The organism is Pseudoalteromonas sp. Z1A6 (assembly GCF_011378745.1).
In the GTDB taxonomy this organism is placed as follows: Bacteria; Pseudomonadota; Gammaproteobacteria; order Enterobacterales; family Alteromonadaceae; genus Pseudoalteromonas; species Pseudoalteromonas arctica.
This window is the reverse complement of record NZ_WTKW01000064.1, coordinates 1-15,559: the sequence shown is the minus strand read 5'-3', so window position 1 is coordinate 15,559 and position 15,559 is coordinate 1. Positions and strand designations below refer to the sequence as shown.

Annotated in this window: 19 protein-coding genes; 4 read left to right on the top strand and 15 right to left on the bottom strand. The window is 40.7% G+C overall.

Features of this window, described 5'->3' with window-relative positions; genetic code table 11:
* Window positions 1-49 precede the first annotated feature (49 nt).
* From rpsQ to rpsJ, 11 genes are read right to left on the bottom strand one after another with little or no spacing between them, the layout of a single operon-like run.
* Window positions 50-307 carry a 30S ribosomal protein S17 gene (gene rpsQ, locus GQR46_RS06270; RefSeq protein WP_002957888.1) on the bottom strand — a complete coding sequence of 86 codons (258 nt, stop codon included), beginning with the start codon at window positions 305-307 and terminating at the stop codon, window positions 50-52.
* Window positions 307-498 carry a 50S ribosomal protein L29 gene (rpmC, locus tag GQR46_RS06265; RefSeq protein ID WP_002957889.1) on the bottom strand — a complete coding sequence of 64 codons (192 nt, stop codon included), beginning with the start codon at window positions 496-498 and terminating at the stop codon, window positions 307-309. The genes rpsQ and rpmC overlap by 1 nt, the downstream gene beginning before the upstream one ends.
* On the bottom strand, window positions 498-911 hold the full coding sequence (rplP, locus tag GQR46_RS06260) for a 50S ribosomal protein L16 (protein WP_002957890.1): 414 nt from the start codon (window positions 909-911) through the stop codon (window positions 498-500). Before rplP ends, rpmC begins: the two co-directional genes overlap by 1 nt.
* A 12-nt stretch (window positions 912-923) precedes the next feature.
* The gene (gene rpsC, locus GQR46_RS06255; protein ID WP_002957891.1) at window positions 924-1,625 is read right to left on the bottom strand and encodes a 30S ribosomal protein S3; all 702 of its coding nucleotides are present in this window, start codon (window positions 1,623-1,625) and stop codon (window positions 924-926) included.
* Window positions 1,626-1,636: 11 nt separating this feature from the next.
* Window positions 1,637-1,969 carry a 50S ribosomal protein L22 gene (rplV, locus tag GQR46_RS06250; RefSeq protein ID WP_002957892.1) on the bottom strand — a complete coding sequence of 111 codons (333 nt, stop codon included), beginning with the start codon at window positions 1,967-1,969 and terminating at the stop codon, window positions 1,637-1,639.
* A gap of 13 nt (window positions 1,970-1,982) precedes the next feature.
* Window positions 1,983-2,261 (bottom strand): 30S ribosomal protein S19, encoded by a 279-nt coding sequence (rpsS, locus tag GQR46_RS06245; RefSeq protein WP_004588689.1) that lies wholly within the window; start codon window positions 2,259-2,261, stop codon window positions 1,983-1,985.
* Window positions 2,262-2,276: 15 nt separating this feature from the next.
* Window positions 2,277-3,101, bottom strand: a complete 825-nt coding sequence (gene rplB, locus GQR46_RS06240) for a 50S ribosomal protein L2 (RefSeq protein ID WP_002957895.1) — start codon at window positions 3,099-3,101, stop codon at window positions 2,277-2,279.
* Between the two features lie 15 nt (window positions 3,102-3,116).
* Window positions 3,117-3,419: a 50S ribosomal protein L23 gene (rplW, locus tag GQR46_RS06235; RefSeq protein ID WP_002957896.1), complete on the bottom strand. Its 303-nt coding sequence runs from the start codon at window positions 3,417-3,419 to the stop codon at window positions 3,117-3,119.
* Window positions 3,416-4,021 (bottom strand): 50S ribosomal protein L4, encoded by a 606-nt coding sequence (gene rplD, locus GQR46_RS06230; RefSeq protein ID WP_002957897.1) that lies wholly within the window; start codon window positions 4,019-4,021, stop codon window positions 3,416-3,418. The genes rplW and rplD overlap by 4 nt, the downstream gene beginning before the upstream one ends.
* Before the next feature lie 17 nt (window positions 4,022-4,038).
* On the bottom strand, window positions 4,039-4,674 hold the full coding sequence (gene rplC, locus GQR46_RS06225; RefSeq protein ID WP_002957898.1) for a 50S ribosomal protein L3: 636 nt from the start codon (window positions 4,672-4,674) through the stop codon (window positions 4,039-4,041).
* 27 nt (window positions 4,675-4,701) lie between these two features.
* Complete coding sequence (gene rpsJ, locus GQR46_RS06220; RefSeq protein WP_002957900.1) at window positions 4,702-5,013, bottom strand: 30S ribosomal protein S10; 312 nt, start codon at window positions 5,011-5,013, stop codon at window positions 4,702-4,704.
* A gap of 418 nt (window positions 5,014-5,431) precedes the next feature.
* Between rpsJ and plsB the strand changes: the two genes are divergently transcribed.
* Window positions 5,432-7,870, top strand: a complete 2,439-nt coding sequence (plsB, locus tag GQR46_RS06215) for a glycerol-3-phosphate 1-O-acyltransferase PlsB (protein WP_165740431.1) — start codon at window positions 5,432-5,434, stop codon at window positions 7,868-7,870.
* Window positions 7,871-7,891: 21 nt separating this feature from the next.
* Here the strand turns inward: plsB and tesB are convergent, their stop codons facing one another.
* Window positions 7,892-8,749, bottom strand: coding sequence for an acyl-CoA thioesterase II (tesB, locus tag GQR46_RS06210; RefSeq protein WP_165740429.1), 858 nt, complete (start codon window positions 8,747-8,749; stop codon window positions 7,892-7,894).
* A gap of 77 nt (window positions 8,750-8,826) precedes the next feature.
* On the opposite strand from tesB, the gene GQR46_RS06205 reads away from it, so the two are divergent.
* Window positions 8,827-9,285, top strand: coding sequence for an EVE domain-containing protein (locus tag GQR46_RS06205; RefSeq protein ID WP_024592465.1), 459 nt, complete (start codon window positions 8,827-8,829; stop codon window positions 9,283-9,285).
* Between the two features lie 69 nt (window positions 9,286-9,354).
* Window positions 9,355-10,389, top strand: a complete 1,035-nt coding sequence (locus tag GQR46_RS06200; RefSeq protein ID WP_165740427.1) for a cytosolic protein — start codon at window positions 9,355-9,357, stop codon at window positions 10,387-10,389.
* Window positions 10,390-10,425: 36 nt separating this feature from the next.
* On the opposite strand, the gene GQR46_RS06195 is transcribed toward GQR46_RS06200, so the two are convergent.
* Window positions 10,426-10,623, bottom strand: a complete 198-nt coding sequence (locus GQR46_RS06195) for a PLDc N-terminal domain-containing protein (RefSeq protein ID WP_007587044.1) — start codon at window positions 10,621-10,623, stop codon at window positions 10,426-10,428.
* Complete coding sequence (locus GQR46_RS06190; protein ID WP_007587041.1) at window positions 10,623-11,690, bottom strand: potassium channel family protein; 1,068 nt, start codon at window positions 11,688-11,690, stop codon at window positions 10,623-10,625. The genes GQR46_RS06195 and GQR46_RS06190 overlap by 1 nt, the downstream gene beginning before the upstream one ends.
* A gap of 169 nt (window positions 11,691-11,859) precedes the next feature.
* Between GQR46_RS06190 and GQR46_RS06185 the strand changes: the two genes are divergently transcribed.
* Window positions 11,860-13,170, top strand: coding sequence for a TIGR00366 family protein (locus tag GQR46_RS06185; RefSeq protein WP_165740426.1), 1,311 nt, complete (start codon window positions 11,860-11,862; stop codon window positions 13,168-13,170).
* A gap of 46 nt (window positions 13,171-13,216) precedes the next feature.
* Here the strand turns inward: GQR46_RS06185 and GQR46_RS06180 are convergent, their stop codons facing one another.
* Entirely contained in the window at window positions 13,217-15,367 is a 2,151-nt protein-coding gene (locus GQR46_RS06180) for a peptidase domain-containing ABC transporter (RefSeq protein ID WP_165740424.1), read from the bottom strand.
* Window positions 15,368-15,559: the final 192 nt, after the last annotated feature.

Here is a 15,559-nt window from a genome sequence, read left to right as displayed (position 1 = left end):
GCCCCAGCTAATGCCGGGGCTTTTTTACAAAACTAACTTAATTAAAAAATTAAGCTTGTTTTGGACTAGAAATAACGTCTACTAAAGTCCAAGATTTATTCTTAGAAATTGGTGCGCATTCACGGATAGTAACTACGTCACCCGCTTTTGCTGTGTTATTTTCGTCATGTACGTGTAACTTAGTCGTACGTTTAATGAATTTCCCATAGATTGGGTGCTTCACATAACGTGCGATAGCGATAGTGAAAGATTTTTCCATCTTGTCGCTGATTACACGGCCTTGAAGAGTACGAATTTTATCGCTCATTATTGACCTGCCTTCTGGTTAATAACTGTTTTTACACGCGCGATATCGCGGCGTACTGTTCTTAGCGTGTGTGTCTGAGCTAACTGACCAGTGCTAGCTTGCATGCGCATATTAAATTGCTCACGAAGTAGTCCTAGAAGTTCAGCATTAAGCTCTTCTACGCTTTTGTCTTTTAGTTCGCTAGCTTTCATCACATTACCGTCCGAGTTACGAAAGTTGTTTTGAATGGCAATTTACGAGCAGCAAGGTCGAATGCTTCACGAGCAAGCTCTTCTGAAACACCTTCCATTTCGTAAAGTACTTTACCAGGCTGAATTTCAGCAACCCAATATTCAACAGAACCTTTACCTTTACCCATACGAACTTCAAGAGGTTTTTCTGTAATCGGTTTGTCAGGGAAGACACGAATCCAGATTTTACCTTGACGTTTCACGTGACGCGTCATAGCACGACGAGCTGCTTCGATTTGACGAGCAGTCATACGGCCACGGCCAGTTGCTTTCAATCCGAAAGTACCGAAGCTTACTTTGTTACCGTTTTGCGCTAAACCGCGGTTGCGGCCTTTGTGCATTTTACGGAATTTTGTACGTTTTGGCTGTAACATTAGTCGCTACCTCTACTTAGCACTTTTCTTGGCTTTCTTTGGTGCGCGTTTAGCTGGCTTCTCTTGCTCTTGTACTAGTGGTAAACCACCAATAACTTCGCCTTTGAAGATCCAAACTTTAACACCAATGATACCATAAGTGGTTAAGGCTTCAGAAGTTGCGTAATCGATATCAGCACGAAGAGTATGTAGAGGTACACGACCTTCACGATACCATTCTGAACGTGCGATTTCAGCGCCGCCAAGACGACCGCTAACTTCAACTTTAATCCCTTTAGAACCGATGCGCATTGCATTTTGTACCGAACGCTTCATAGCGCGACGGAACATAACACGACGTTCTAGTTGAGAGGCAATGCCGTCTGCTACTAGTTGTGCATCTAGTTCTGGTTTACGTACTTCAGAGATATTAATCTGAGCAGGTACACCAGCGATTTTAGTTACCGCTTGACGTAATTTTTCTACGTCTTCGCCTTTTTTACCGATAACAACACCCGGACGAGCCGTGTGGATTGTTACTCGGATTGATTTTGCTGGACGCTCAATAACGATTTTAGACACAGAAGCCGTTTTCAATTCCTTTGTAAGGAATGTACGAACTTTGTGATCGCCAAAAAGCTGTGCAGAGAAATCTTTTGAACTCGCGTACCAGGTAGAAACCCAAGGTTTAGATATACCTAGGCGAATACCAGTAGGATGAACTTTTTGTCCCATTACTTATACTCCTAGCTATCTGAAACCATAACAGTGATATGGCTTGTACGCTTAAGGATGCGGTCTGCGCGTCCTTTAGCACGAGGCATAATACGTTTCATTGTAGGACCATCGTCCACAAAGATCGTTGTTATACGAAGCTCATCAATGTCAGCACCTTCGTTATGCTCTGCGTTAGCAATAGCAGACTCAAGTACTTTCTTAACTAATACAGCGGCTTTCTTAGGGCTGTACGCCAGGATTTCTAGTGCGCGATCTACAGGTAACCCGCGGATCTGATCTGCAACTAGACGTGCTTTTTGCGCCGAACCAGAGGCGAATTTATGTTTAGCTAATGCTTGCATTTATCTTCCCCTCTTATCGTTTCTTCGCTTTCTTATCCGCAGCATGGCCACGGTAAGTGCGAGTTGGTGCAAATTCACCTAGTTTGTGACCGATCATTTCGTCAGAAACGAAAACTGGTACGTGCTGGCGACCATTATGGACAGCAATGGTCAATCCGATCATGTTAGGTATGATCATTGAACGACGGCTCCAAGTTTTAATTGGCTTTTTCTCACCGCTTTCCAAAGCTTTCTCTACCTTCTTCAGCAAGTGTAGGTCTATAAAAGGACCCTTCTTGAGAGAGCGTGGCATGGCTATTCCTCAATATTACTTAGTACGACGACGTACTATAAATTTATCCGTACGCTTGTTCTTACGCGTCTTCGCACCTTTAGTCGGTTTACCCCATGGAGACACAGGATGACGACCACCAGATGTACGACCTTCACCACCACCGTGTGGGTGATCTACCGGGTTCATGGCAACACCACGAACTGTCGGACGAATACCACGCCAGCGATTTGCACCTGCTTTACCAAGTGAACGAAGCATATGCTCAGCATTGCCTACTTCACCTAGAGTCGCACGACAATCAGATTCAACTTTACGAACTTCGCCTGAACGAAGACGTAATGTTACATATTGACCATCACGAGCAAGGATTTGAACGTATGCACCAGCAGAACGTGCTATTTGAGCACCTTTACCTGGTTTTAATTCTACGTTGTGAACAGTCGAACCTACAGGCATATTACGCATTGGTAATGCATTACCAGGTTTGATTGGTGCATCAACACCAGACTGGATTGCATCGCCAGCTTTTAAGCCTTTAGGTGCGATAATGTAACGACGCTCACCGTCTGCATATAATACAAGAGCGATGTTTGCGCTACGATTTGGATCGTATTCTAAACGTTCAACAGTAGCTGGAATGCCATCTTTAGTACGTTTAAAATCGATTAAACGGTAGTGTTGTTTATGACCACCACCGATATGACGAACCGTAATACGACCATTGTTATTACGACCACCTGATTTAGAGTTTTTCTCTAAAAGTGGTGCGTATGGCTTACCCTTATGTAGATCAGAGTTAACCACTTTAACTAGGTGACGACGGCCCGCAGAAGTAGGCTTACACTTTTGAAGTGCCATAATTCTATCCCCTTATTACTCGGCGCCGCCGACAAAGTCTAGCTCGCTGCCTTCTTTAAGAGTAACGTAAGCTTTCTTCCAGTCGCTACGACGACCGAAACGTGCGCCAGTACGTTTTGTTTTACCCTTAACGTTAAGTGTGCGAACACCAGTTACTTCTACTTCAAAAAGCTTCTCAACTGCTACTTTAATTTCAGCTTTAGTTGCGTCATTTACTACTTTGAAAACAATAGTATTGTTTTCTTCAGCAGCAATTGTGCTTTTTTCAGAGATATGTGGAGCAAGGATCACTTTTAAAAGACGTTCTTCGCGAATCATGCTAGCGCCTCCTCAAGTTGCTTAACAGCAGCGGCTGTAATAAGTACCTTATCGAAAGCAATTAAGCTTACAGGATCGATACCAGCTACATCACGCGTGTCAACCTTATAAAGGTTACGTGCCGATAAGAAAAGATTTTCATCTACTTCTTCAGTCACGATAAGAACATCTTTAAGCTCAAGTTCTTTAAGCTTAGCAACTAGTTCTTTAGTTTTTGGTGCTGCTAGAGCAAAACTTTCAACAACGATTAAACGCTCTTGACGAACTAATTCAGATAAGATGCTTTTAATCGCACCACGGTACATTTTACGGTTTACTTTTTGGCTGTGGTCTTGTGGTTTAGCTGCAAAGCTAACGCCACCTGAACGCCAAATTGGGCTACGGATTGTACCGGCACGTGCACGGCCAGTACCTTTTTGAGCCCATGGTTTTTTACCACCACCGCTTACTTCAGAACGTGTCTTCTGAGCACGAGTACCTTGACGAGCGCCTGCTGCGTATGCAACAACTACTTGATGTACTAATGCTTCGTTAAACTCACGCCCAAAAGTAGCTTCAGAAACTTCAAGACCGCCAGAAGCGTCTTTAATTGCTAATTCCATCACTAAATCTCCAGGACTTATGCTTTAACAGCTGGTTTAACGATAACGTCACCGCCAATAGCTCCAGGTACTGCACCCTTAACTAAAAGCAAATTACGCTCAGCGTCAACGCGAACTAGTTCTAAGTTTTGAGTCGTTACACGCTCAGCACCCATATGACCGGCCATTTTCTTACCTTTAAACACCTTACCAGGTGATTGGTTTTGACCGATTGAACCAGGAGCACGGTGAGATAGAGAGTTACCATGTGTAGCGTCTTGCATGCTGAAATTCCAGCGCTTAACACCACCTTGGAAACCTTTACCTTTAGAAGTACCGGTTACGTCAACCTTGTTGATTTCGTTGAATAATTCAACAGTAAGCTCAGCGCCTACTTCAAAATCGCCTTCACCACCGTTAAGGCGGAATTCCCACAGACCGCGACCCGCTTCAACACCAGCTTTAGCGAAATGACCCGCTTTAGCTTTGTTTACACGACTTGCTTTTTTAGTGCCTGCGGTTACTTGAAGCGCGTTATAACCGTCTGTTGCGTCAGATTTGATCTGAGCAATGCGGTTAGGTGTCGCTTCAATAACTGTCACAGGGATAGATACACCATCTTCAGTGAAGATTCGTGTCATACCCACTTTACGACCGACTAGACCTAATGCCATTTTCCTAAAACCTCTCTAATCTTTCGATTAACCCAGGCTGATTTGAACATCAACACCAGCAGCAAGATCTAAACGCATAAGCGCGTCTACAGTCTTGTCAGTTGGTTCTACGATGTCAATCAGACGTTTATGGGTGCGGATCTCGTACTGATCACGCGCATCTTTATTAACGTGCGGTGAAGTTAGTACAGTAAAACGTTCAAAGCGTGTAGGTAGTGGAATTGGTCCACGTACTTGTGCGCCAGTGCGTTTCGCAGTTTCCACGATTTCTGCCGTTGATTGGTCAATCAAACGGTGGTCAAAAGCTTTTAGGCGAATACGAATGCGTTGATTTGACATTCTTAACCTCAATATAAAGAGCATATAAAAGAGCATAAAAAAACGACCGAAACAATCTTAAGACTTAAGATGCCGGCTGTTTGATTATATCTACGTTGAGTTCCAAATCGGAACTCCTGTTTATTAGCTTGAAATCCAAGCTTAATTTATCCTTTCTAATTCCCAGAGGAATTTTGAAAGCCTGCGTATTATAGAGGTATTGGTGATAAATGCAACAACTATTTAGAAACAATACAATGGCTGTAAATTTGATTAAATAAGCGCCCATAAATGCTTACTCGCTATACTTGAACTAATAGCTCTACTTGCTAGTCAATAAACAAGTTAACACCTTAATTACGCAAACTAAGTGATTTTTAGATATTATGGTATCCTACTGCGCTAATTTTGCCCTTAATACTCTCAATATGGTGAGTCGATGCGTATTTTTAATTATTGTTTAAATGTTATGTCTGCTGGATTTAGCCGCTTATTTGTGAAAAGCAAAGTGCTGCCAGAAAATCCTATTAAACAGTATGATCTAAACCCTGAGTATCCTACATTTTATATAGTGCGCCTAAATTCGCGATTTGATTTAGCCGCCCTTGCACATGCTTGTAAAAAAAATGGCCTACCTAGTCCAACCGAAGAGCAAGTATTAGGCAACCAAAATTTAGACCGCTTTATTGGCATTAAAAACCCGCCGCCACTGTTTGGTGATGAAGCTAAGCCAACCAATGCTTTAGCTCAAGGTAAGCAAATTATTGAGTACCTCATACAAAGCGGACAGCAAAATGTACAAGTTGTTCCGGTAACTATTTTATGGGGACGCGACCCAGGCAAAGAAAAGCCAGGATTGCGCACTTTAATCACGCACTCCCTAACTCCTAGCTGGTTTAGAAAGGTTTTTGTCGTGTTGTTTTCAGGTCGCGATAACTTTATTCGCTTTAGTCAGCCTCTCGACTTATCGCTGTTAGTGAATGAGAAAGCAGACGTAAGTGAATTACCACATAAGTTGTTACGTGTTGCACGTGTACATTTTAAGCGTCAAAAACTTGCAGCTACGGGCCCTAAAATGCCCTCTCGCGAGCAATTATTTAATTCATTATTAGCATCACCTACAATAAAAAAAGCAATTCAAGATGAAGCTAAAGCTAAAAATATCAGTCAAACCGAAGCGCGCCAAAATGCACTTAAGCTACTTGATGAAATAGCGGCTAATTACTCTGAGGCGATGATACGTGTAGCTGAAAGGTTTTTAACCTGGTTGTGGAATAAGCTTTATAACGGTATAGACATTAAACATGCTGAACAAATTCATGAGCTAACCGATAAAGGTCATGAAATTATTTATATGCCTTGTCATCGTAGCCACATGGACTACTTACTGCTTACCTACTCTATTTATCATTTAGGTTTAGTACCACCGCATATTGCTGCGGGTGTAAATCTTAATTTTTTCCCTGCTGGCGGTATATTTAGACGCTCAGGTGCATTTTTTATTCGTCGCTCGTTTGCCGGTAATAAGCTTTACTCAGCCATATTTAAAGAGTATTTAAGCCAGCTATTTATTAAAGGCTACTCTGTTAAGTTTTATACAGAAGGCGGACGAAGCCGCACTGGGCGTTTGCTACCGCCTAAAACCGGCATGCTCTCAATGACCTTACAAGCCATGCTACGCGGAATAGACAGACCTATATCTATTGTTCCTGTGTATATTGGCTATGAGCATGTAATGGAAATTAATACTTATCTTAAAGAACTAGATGGTAAAGATAAAAAAGGCGAATCTATTTTTGGAATTTTTAAGGCAATCAAAAACCTTAAAAACTACGGTCGTGGTAATTTAAACTTTGGTGACCCAATCTCTATAAACCAATATTTAAACGATAACCAACCAGATTGGCGTGATTCAATACACCCAACCGACGTGCAAAAGCCGCAATGGTTAGCGCCACAAGTAACTAAGCTTGCCGACCAAGTGATGGTTAAAATTAATAATGCGGCGGCGCTTAATGCGGTTAACTTACTAGCGATGATATTGCTGGTTAACGATAAACAAGCATTGAGCAAACCAAAGCTATTAGCACAACTTGATTTTTACCTGCGTTTACAACGCGATGCAAGCTATAGCGATAAAGTAACCGCGCCAGACGAAACACCAGAGCAATTACTAACGCATGCATTAAAGCTGAATAAGTTTGAAGTTATCAGTGATGAATTTGGCGAAATTATTACTATTAGCGATAAAGAAAAAGTACTGTTTAATTACTACCGAAACAACATTTTACACTTGTTTGCAGTACCAAGCTTAATTGCGTTGCACTTATTTAAGCAACACAGCACGACCATTGAGCAATGCCAGCAACTTGTAAAAACGTTTTATCCGTTGTTTGCCAAAGAGTGGTACTTACAGCCTCTTGATGAAAACTACATAACACGTATTTTAGCGAACTTTGCAGATCAAAACTTAATTGAGTTTGATGGTGACAATATTCATATAACAAACGGTAATGACTGCTTAGCTAAGCTAGAAATGCTTGGGCGAGCACTTAGCTTTACTCTGCAACGATACGCTATTGTGATTGGTTTTATTCAAACAAGTGATGGCATTGAAAAAGCTGAGCTAGAGCGAGAAAGCCAAGTTTTAGCGCAACGTTTAGGCACACTGCATGGTATTAAAACACCCGAGTTTTTTGACAAAAAAGTACTTGTTAGCTTTATTGAAAACTTACGTGGTGAATCATTAATAACAGAAGGTGATAGAGGCTTAGTAGGTAGTACACAACTTTGTGAAACCTATGCACACCTTAAAACATTACTGCCAGCACGCGTCTGGCAGTCAATCAGCGATATAGTACAAGATCAGTGTAACTAGTACTCAATCCATAGAAGGTGGTTAGCGCTGACGCATAACCCCTTCTTGCATTGTTGAGGCAACTAAGTTGCCTTGGCGATCAAAAAACTGCCCGCGTACCAAACCACACCCATTACTCGCACTTGGACTATCAATTGAATACAAAATCCAATCATCCATTCTAAATGGGCGATGAAACCACATTGCATGATCAATAGTCGCTACTTGCATATTTGGCTGCATAAACGATACACCATGTGGCTGTAATGCAGTTGGCAAAAACTCAAAGTCAGACGCATAAGCAAGTAAATAATTATGAATGCGTTGATCGTCTGGCATTTCACCATTAGCTTTAAACCAAATATGCTTTACCGGCTCCATAGCTTCTGGTTTAAATGGATTATGAAAAGTAACTGGTCGCATTTCAATCGGCATTTCACGCGTAAACTTATTACGGATCACCTCTGGAATATGCGCAGCATTTTCTTGATAAAACTCAAGCGATGAACGCAGGTCTTCAGGTGCGGGTACATCAGGCATTGTTGCTTGATGCGACAAACCATTTTCTTCACCCTGAAACGACGCTGTCATATAAAAAATTGGCTTACCGTACTGAATCGCTTTTACTCGGCGAGTACTAAAGCTCTTTCCATCGCGAATAGTTTCTACATCATAAACAATCGGTTTAGCTGGATCGCCTGGGCGTAAAAAGTAAGAATGTAATGAGTGAACTATACGCCCCTCAGGTAGAGTTTCTTTAGCGGCAGAAAGCGCCTGCCCCATAACTTGACCGCCAAACACAGCACCAAAGCCTAAATCTTGGCTTTGTCCTCGATATAAACCTTGCTCAATTTCTTCAAGTGTTAACAACGACAATAAATCATCTAATACTTGGCTCATTACTTCTTCCTCATTACCCTAATATCCAAATGATACTATACAATAGTGGGAAGTAAATATTTGTTAGGAATACTGTTATGGCTTACTGGCTATTTAAAACTGAACCCGATGCGTTTTCATTAGATGATTTAAAAAACGCACCAAAACAAACGACTCTTTGGGAAGGCGTGCGTAATTACCAAGCGCGAAACTTCATGCGTGATGGCGTTAAGGTCGGTGATTCAGTGATGATTTACCATTCAAGCTGTAAACACGTAGGTGTAGCGGGTATTGCCGAGGTTACAAAAGAAGCCTACCCAGACCCCACTCAATTTGATTTAAGTAGCGACTATTACGATGCAAAAGCCACCAGCGACAAACCACGCTGGGTTGTTGTTGAAGTTACTTATCAAAGCCATTTAAAAAAATTAATTAGCCTTAAAGATATTAAAGCCAATAATAACATTACTGAAATCGCACTTAAAAAAGGCGGACGACTATCAATAATGCCTGTTACTAAAAATGACTGGGATGAAATAATCAAAATGGCGCAGTAACACCCTCTCGGTTTGACCTAATTTCATTGAGTTTGATATGATCTATGCTGACTTATAGCTGGAGGATTAATGAAATTACTGTATTGGTTAGATGAATGGTTAACTCTCCCGCGCAATGAGCAACAAACTCGATTACCCATGACGGGTAGTGATTTACTCGGCGATGTATTTGTTAAGTATGATTTTGTTGACGTTAATAAGCCCCTGCTTTTTACCTTTTCACCCGCAGGCACTAACGTGCAAGAGCAAGATCTTCACCCTGATTTTGCACCATGGGGTTATCACTTGGCTCAAAAACAAAACGTAAACGTAATCGCTTTTCAGCATTTAGGTAAAAGTAATTGGTTTCGTAATCGTAATTTAATCTTTTTTCTCGAGCAATTATCAACATTACTTACGCCGTTTAATTGTCGATTAGGCTATGGCTTAAGCCGTGGCGGATTTGCTGTTGGCGCTTTTGCTAAACTATTAAAGCTAAACCAAGTACTGTTCTTTCACCCGGTAAGTACTAAAAATAAAGAATTAGTACCCTGGGATGACCGCTCTAGTACCGATATAGCTCAGCAGTTTGACTGGCAACAAGATTATCACGATCTAGATTTAGGAGATGCCCAAGGCTATATTATTTACGATCCTACTAATCGTATAGACCGAATGCACGCCAAGCGCTATAAGCAGTTAACTCACTTGCGAGTATTTGGTATGGGACATGGCACACACGCTACATATTTGAATAAGTTTGGGTTTTATAAGCAAGTAGCCGTTGATTTCATTCAACATCAGCAAATCGATATTGCACAGTTTCGCCTGCAAACCAAAACCTTACGCTTAAAAGAAGATTATTATCAAAGTCTCAATACGGCTAATGCAGACTCCCCCCATCGTTTAGCATTATTGAGTACAGCGCATAAAATTTTAGCTGATGAAAAAGAAGTGTATGTACAAGAGCATCAAGCAAAAATTGATATTCAGCCATTAATAGATGTGGCACTTAAGCACCAAGATGAGCACCCTAATGATGCTATTCAGCTATTAGAAGTCGCCCAGCAACTTCTACCTGACGACCCTCTAATTGAGGATAAACTCAAACAGTTGGAAGAGTAATTATTCCAACTAAAACGGCTATAAAGGCTAACTACTCTATTTAGCCTTTTTCTTTTTGTGCCTATGCTTGGGCACAATGGTAAAGTACATCATTAAACCTAACCAAGAAAATATAATGATTCCCATTAGCCAGCCATTCTTTTCATGACCCTGTGTACGCTTACTGTTGAGTACAATAACGACAGGTAATATGTAAGCACTTAAAACAACAATTAAAAATACAACTTCATTCATTATTTTTCTAGGCTCGACCAGTCTACTTCACTACTTAATACTCGATCTACCGATATATAGTGCAAAATATCGCCTTCACTTACTTTGTAATCTAATGGTGGGTTTAAATCCATATTTTGCGCACTTAAATTATGGGCAACACCTAACAGTATTGCATCATGCTCAAGCTTAAAATGATGAAACAAAGTACCAAACTCCATATCTTTGCAGCCACTTGGTACTTTCAAGCTAAATTGTGTATCGCCGTGCAAAGTAGATAGCAGCTCCTCTTGCACACGGCTCGAACCTGGATCTTGCATTGAGCGTACTAATATCTCAGCTGATTTTGCACTACTACATTCTACATTTTGGCAATGCTCTAACATCATCTCAACTTTAGTTTCATCTAAAAAGTGAGCACTTATATGACAATCATCTTTTACTAAGCGACTTATGCGCAGGGCTGTCGTAAATGTCTGGTCGTCATCTTGACCATCAATAATCACCTTATCAGCACTACGAATAGCTACCCGCTCTAGTTCAGCTAAATTTGTAAAACTCGTTAAACGTGCAAAATCAACGCTTTCGTTAGCTAAAAAAGGATGATCCATTTGCTCTGTTACCGCGAGTAAAATACGACGGTCAGTACGTTTCGTATCTGCCAAAATGTAATCAATCATCTTTTTTGTACGAGTGTCGTGCCAACCAAAAATAATAATATGGTGGTTACTGTGGGCAAAGTTTTTATCACCAGTCATAGCGCGCCTAATTAAGTAAGTAACAGTTTGTCCTGCTTTTCCTAGCAAAACACCAAATAAAGCTAAACCAAATGGAATTTGTATTAATGCTACCACCCAACGACCAAGATCAGTAGTTGGACTAAAGTCACCATATCCCACTGTTGATGTTGTTACTGTGTAATAGTAAAAAAAGGTAGTAAGCGAGGTTAACGCTTTCTCATTCGCTATAAATAGTAAGCTCCATGTTAATAGCATATGAGTCAAAATAGCTAATGCCACTGCTTGCCAACTCAACTGATCTATATGAGCGCGAACAAGTAACGCTAGCCTTTTAAATATCACCGGCATAATACAAAGTCTTCGTTAGTAAATTATCTATAAACAGTACGTTACTGTAAGCGATGCTTTTAAGCAATGTTTAAGCTTTTAACCACAAATATAAGACTAAATGCTGTTTGCCAATGGTGATTTTTCATGATTAATTAGCGTTAAAATAATAACCAAAACAGTTGTGCTTATGCTTAATAAAATAGCCCGCCCTTTTACTAAAATTGTAGAGCGCTATCTTCCCGACCCTTTTATATTTGTAATTTTACTTACAATAATTACTCTTATTAGTGCGAGCTTATTTACAACCGCAACCAACATTGAAGTATTACAAGCGTGGGGAGGTGGATTTTGGAACTTATTAAGTTTTGCTATGCAAATGCTACTAGTGTTAATTACAGGCTACATGTTGGCAAGTACGCCACCTATAAGTAAGTTATTAGAAAAACTAGCAACACTCGCAAATACAGCACCTAAAGCAATTATATTGGTAACGCTTATTTCGCTTTTAGCGAGCTGGATAAATTGGGGATTTGGCTTAGTTATTGGTGCTCTTTTTGCCAAAGCAATTGCTAAACATACTCGTGTAGATTATCGATTATTAGTAGCCAGCGCTTACTCAGGTTTTGTTGTATGGCATGGCGGATTAGCCGGTTCGATTCCTTTAACTATCGCAACCGATAGTCACTTTTCAGAGGCCAGCATTGGTATTATTAGTACAGAGCACACTTTATTTGCGGGCTTTAATATAGCCATATTAGTTGGTTTATTCATTATTATGCCGCTCGTTAATCGCTATATGCTGCCAAGCGAGCAAGAAAGCGTATATATCGACCCAGCTCTTTTACAAGAGACAACACCTAAGCCCACAACAATAACCAGACCCGCCCAACATTTAGAACAAAGTAAACTACTCGGTATGACAATTGGCTTATTAGGTTTGGCATATTTAGGTTATTACTTTTTTATTGCTGGCGGAAACTTAAACCTTAATAGCGTTATTGCCGTATTTTTGTTTTTAGCTATTACGCTGCATCAAACACCCCATAATTTACTTAACAGTCTGCAACAAGCAATTCCAAGCGGGGCTGGCATTGTTATTCAATTTCCTTTTTATGCCGGCATCATGGCGGTAATGGTTGATAGCGGATTAGCACAACAGATATCACGTGGCTTTATTGCCGTTGCAGATGCTGATAGCTTGCCATTTTTTAGTTTTATAAGTGCAGGACTCGTTAATATGTTTGTTCCCTCTGGCGGTGGCCAATGGGCTGTACAAGCACCCATTGTAATACCCGCAGCGCAAGAGCTAGGCGCCGATATATCTCGCGTTGCAATGGCCGTTGCATGGGGTGATGCGTGGACTAATTTAATTCAACCTTTTTGGGCATTACCCGTCCTTGCTATCGCAGGCTTAAAAGCAAAAGATATTATGGGATTTTGTGTTGTGCAGTTATTTGTAACTGGGGTTTTTATATCGCTGGTATTGAGCTTTTATTAAATGTAAACATAATAAAAAGGCGTGTAAAACACAAGCACTGGTCATTTTATGCACTCTCGTTCTGCTGTTGTAGCTCCACCAACCTACCCTCTTTCAGTTGATAGACTTTGCTGGCCATGTTAATGGTTTCTTGGCGATGAGCAATCATAATCCGCGTGATGGGTAAGTGCTGAATTTGTTCACTTATTTTCGCTTCGTTGTCTTTATCTAAATGACTAGTTGCTTCATCCATAAACAACACGCAGGGCGATTGATACAATGAGCGAGCAAGAAGTAAACGCTGTACCTGCCCGCCCGATAAGTTTGATCCCATGTCCCCAACTAATGAGTTATAGCCCATAGTCATTTTGGTAATATCATCATGAATAGCCGCATGACGAGCACACGTCTCTATTTTTAAATAATTCGGCTGTGGGTCAAAAAAACTGATGTTATCAGCGATTGAGCCAGCTAACAGTGTGTCATCCTGCATTACTGCAGCTATTTGTTTGCGGTAGTTTTTAAGGCCAAGCTGAGTAATATCTTTGCCATCAAGCAACACAGTCCCTGAGGTTGGCTGTAATAACCCTAGCATTATTTTCATCAACGTAGTTTTACCCGCACCTGACGGACCCGTAATCGCAATCGAGTCACCGGAATTCAGCGTTAAATTAACATTGTTTAAAATCGGCACTTGCTCTTCACTGTAACTAAAGCAAATATTTTCGAGCGTAAGCTGACCTCTCACTTTACCTTCGTCATCACCTGTATAGGCCATTTCACCGTCACGATTAGCTTCTTGTTTCGTGAGTGCTATATCTGCAATACGGTCTAAGTGTAAGCGCATCATTTTGAATTGAATGATTTGTTCAATTAAGTTGGCAAAGCGGCTGGTTAACTGGTTTTTATAAGCAATAAACGCCAGTACCATACCAACAGACAAGCTATTGCTCATAACTAGTAATGCAGCAAAGTAAATCACTAATACATTTTCAAGGCCAAATAACAGCTTGTTAAATGAATCAAAGCTAATGTTTAAACGCCCTAAACGAATTTCACTGTTTATTACCTCTGCATAACGGTTTTGCCAAATTCCTTGGCGCTGCGATTCATTACCAAACAATTTTATAGTTTGCATACCCCGAATATTTTCTAAAAAGTTCGATTGCTCTTTGGCAGATGATTGAATCATTTCTTCGGTGGCTTGATGTAGTGGACGATACAGCGCTAAACGTACCAAGGTATACAGTACAATTGCACCAACAACTACCGCAGTGAGTTTTAGCGAATAAATTAGCATCATAATCAATACGGTAATGCCCATTACGCCATCGACCAGTGTTTCTACAAACCCTGTAGTTATGCGCTCCCGTATTTGCGCTAATGAGCCAAAGCGCGAGACAATATCGCCAATATGGCGGGACTCAAAATAGTTCATTGGCAAGCGCAATAAGTGCCTGAGCAAATTCACGCCCATTTGCATATTGAGCAAACTCGAAAGCCGTAAAATTAGCCAACTTCGTACCGCATTAGTCACCACTGAAATTATCGCAATCAGAGCAAAACCCATGGCAAGTACCGTTAATAACGATTCATCAAAACTAATGAGTACTTCATCCACCACCCACTGCATATAATAAGGGGTCATCAAAGCAAATAATTGCAATACCAGTGACAACGCAATCAGTTTTATTAGCCCTGCTTTTAAGCCCTTCATTGAGCTCCAAAGTTGGGTAAACTTCATCTGTGCTTGTTCTTGTTTGGCTTCAAACTGACTGGTTGGAGTCAGCTCTAAACAAATACCGGTAAAGTGTTTACTAAACTCATTACTATTTAAACTGCGTTTACCAACAGCTGGGTCGTTTATAGCAAACTTAGTTGAAGATCCTTTACCAGAGACTTTGGTCAATACCACAAAGTGATTCATATCCCAGTGCAATATACACGGCGTTTGCAGTTTATGAACTTCATCAAGCGGGCATTGTAGCGCACGGCTAGCTAGCCCTAAATTATCACCTAGCTCAATCAACTGCTGTAAGTTCATACCCTTTAGATTAGCCGAAAAGCGTTTTCGCATGGCAGGCATATCCAGCTTATGACCGCGATAACATGCCACCATAGCCATTGAGGCAAGGCCGCATTCGGCTATTTCGGATTGGAGAATCACTGGGACTGGTTTTGAGAATGAAAAAGTTATAAGTCCATTTGCAGAGTTCATAATTACCTTAGTCAAACAACATTTTATTAATCAAGCTCATTTTTTGAGAAAATAGCCATTGAATCTAACTTCAGCATAACTCGTATTACTATCGCGGAGACACCTAAAGTACAAGTAATAATCCAAAAATCAACTAGCTCTAAGGCACCATTGAGGCTTAATCTTAAAATAATAAAATTACCTCCCATAAAG

What these genes read in the sequence shown, in the direction of transcription:
- GQR46_RS06180 (WP_165740424.1), bottom strand. Translation starts at nt 15,367, where the DNA reads ATGAACTCTGCAAATGGACTTATAACTTTTTCATTCTCAAAACCAGTC.
- plsB (WP_165740431.1), top strand. Translation starts at nt 5,432, where the DNA reads ATGCGTATTTTTAATTATTGTTTAAATGTTATGTCTGCTGGATTTAGC.
- rpsQ (WP_002957888.1), bottom strand. Translation starts at nt 307, where the DNA reads ATGAGCGATAAAATTCGTACTCTTCAAGGCCGTGTAATCAGCGACAAG.
- rplW (WP_002957896.1), bottom strand. Translation starts at nt 3,419, where the DNA reads ATGATTCGCGAAGAACGTCTTTTAAAAGTGATCCTTGCTCCACATATC.
- GQR46_RS06200 (WP_165740427.1), top strand. Translation starts at nt 9,355, where the DNA reads ATGAAATTACTGTATTGGTTAGATGAATGGTTAACTCTCCCGCGCAAT.
- rpsJ (WP_002957900.1), bottom strand. Translation starts at nt 5,013, where the DNA reads ATGTCAAATCAACGCATTCGTATTCGCCTAAAAGCTTTTGACCACCGT.
- rplP (WP_002957890.1), bottom strand. Translation starts at nt 911, where the DNA reads ATGTTACAGCCAAAACGTACAAAATTCCGTAAAATGCACAAAGGCCGC.
- GQR46_RS06195 (WP_007587044.1), bottom strand. Translation starts at nt 10,623, where the DNA reads ATGAATGAAGTTGTATTTTTAATTGTTGTTTTAAGTGCTTACATATTA.
- rplV (WP_002957892.1), bottom strand. Translation starts at nt 1,969, where the DNA reads ATGCAAGCATTAGCTAAACATAAATTCGCCTCTGGTTCGGCGCAAAAA.
- GQR46_RS06185 (WP_165740426.1), top strand. Translation starts at nt 11,860, where the DNA reads ATGCTTAATAAAATAGCCCGCCCTTTTACTAAAATTGTAGAGCGCTAT.
- rplD (WP_002957897.1), bottom strand. Translation starts at nt 4,021, where the DNA reads ATGGAATTAGCAATTAAAGACGCTTCTGGCGGTCTTGAAGTTTCTGAA.
- GQR46_RS06205 (WP_024592465.1), top strand. Translation starts at nt 8,827, where the DNA reads ATGGCTTACTGGCTATTTAAAACTGAACCCGATGCGTTTTCATTAGAT.
- rplC (WP_002957898.1), bottom strand. Translation starts at nt 4,674, where the DNA reads ATGGCATTAGGTCTAGTCGGTCGTAAAGTGGGTATGACACGAATCTTC.
- rpsC (WP_002957891.1), bottom strand. Translation starts at nt 1,625, where the DNA reads ATGGGACAAAAAGTTCATCCTACTGGTATTCGCCTAGGTATATCTAAA.
- rpmC (WP_002957889.1), bottom strand. Translation starts at nt 498, where the DNA reads ATGAAAGCTAGCGAACTAAAAGACAAAAGCGTAGAAGAGCTTAATGCT.
- GQR46_RS06190 (WP_007587041.1), bottom strand. Translation starts at nt 11,690, where the DNA reads ATGCCGGTGATATTTAAAAGGCTAGCGTTACTTGTTCGCGCTCATATA.
- rpsS (WP_004588689.1), bottom strand. Translation starts at nt 2,261, where the DNA reads ATGCCACGCTCTCTCAAGAAGGGTCCTTTTATAGACCTACACTTGCTG.
- tesB (WP_165740429.1), bottom strand. Translation starts at nt 8,749, where the DNA reads ATGAGCCAAGTATTAGATGATTTATTGTCGTTGTTAACACTTGAAGAA.
- rplB (WP_002957895.1), bottom strand. Translation starts at nt 3,101, where the DNA reads ATGGCACTTCAAAAGTGTAAGCCTACTTCTGCGGGCCGTCGTCACCTA.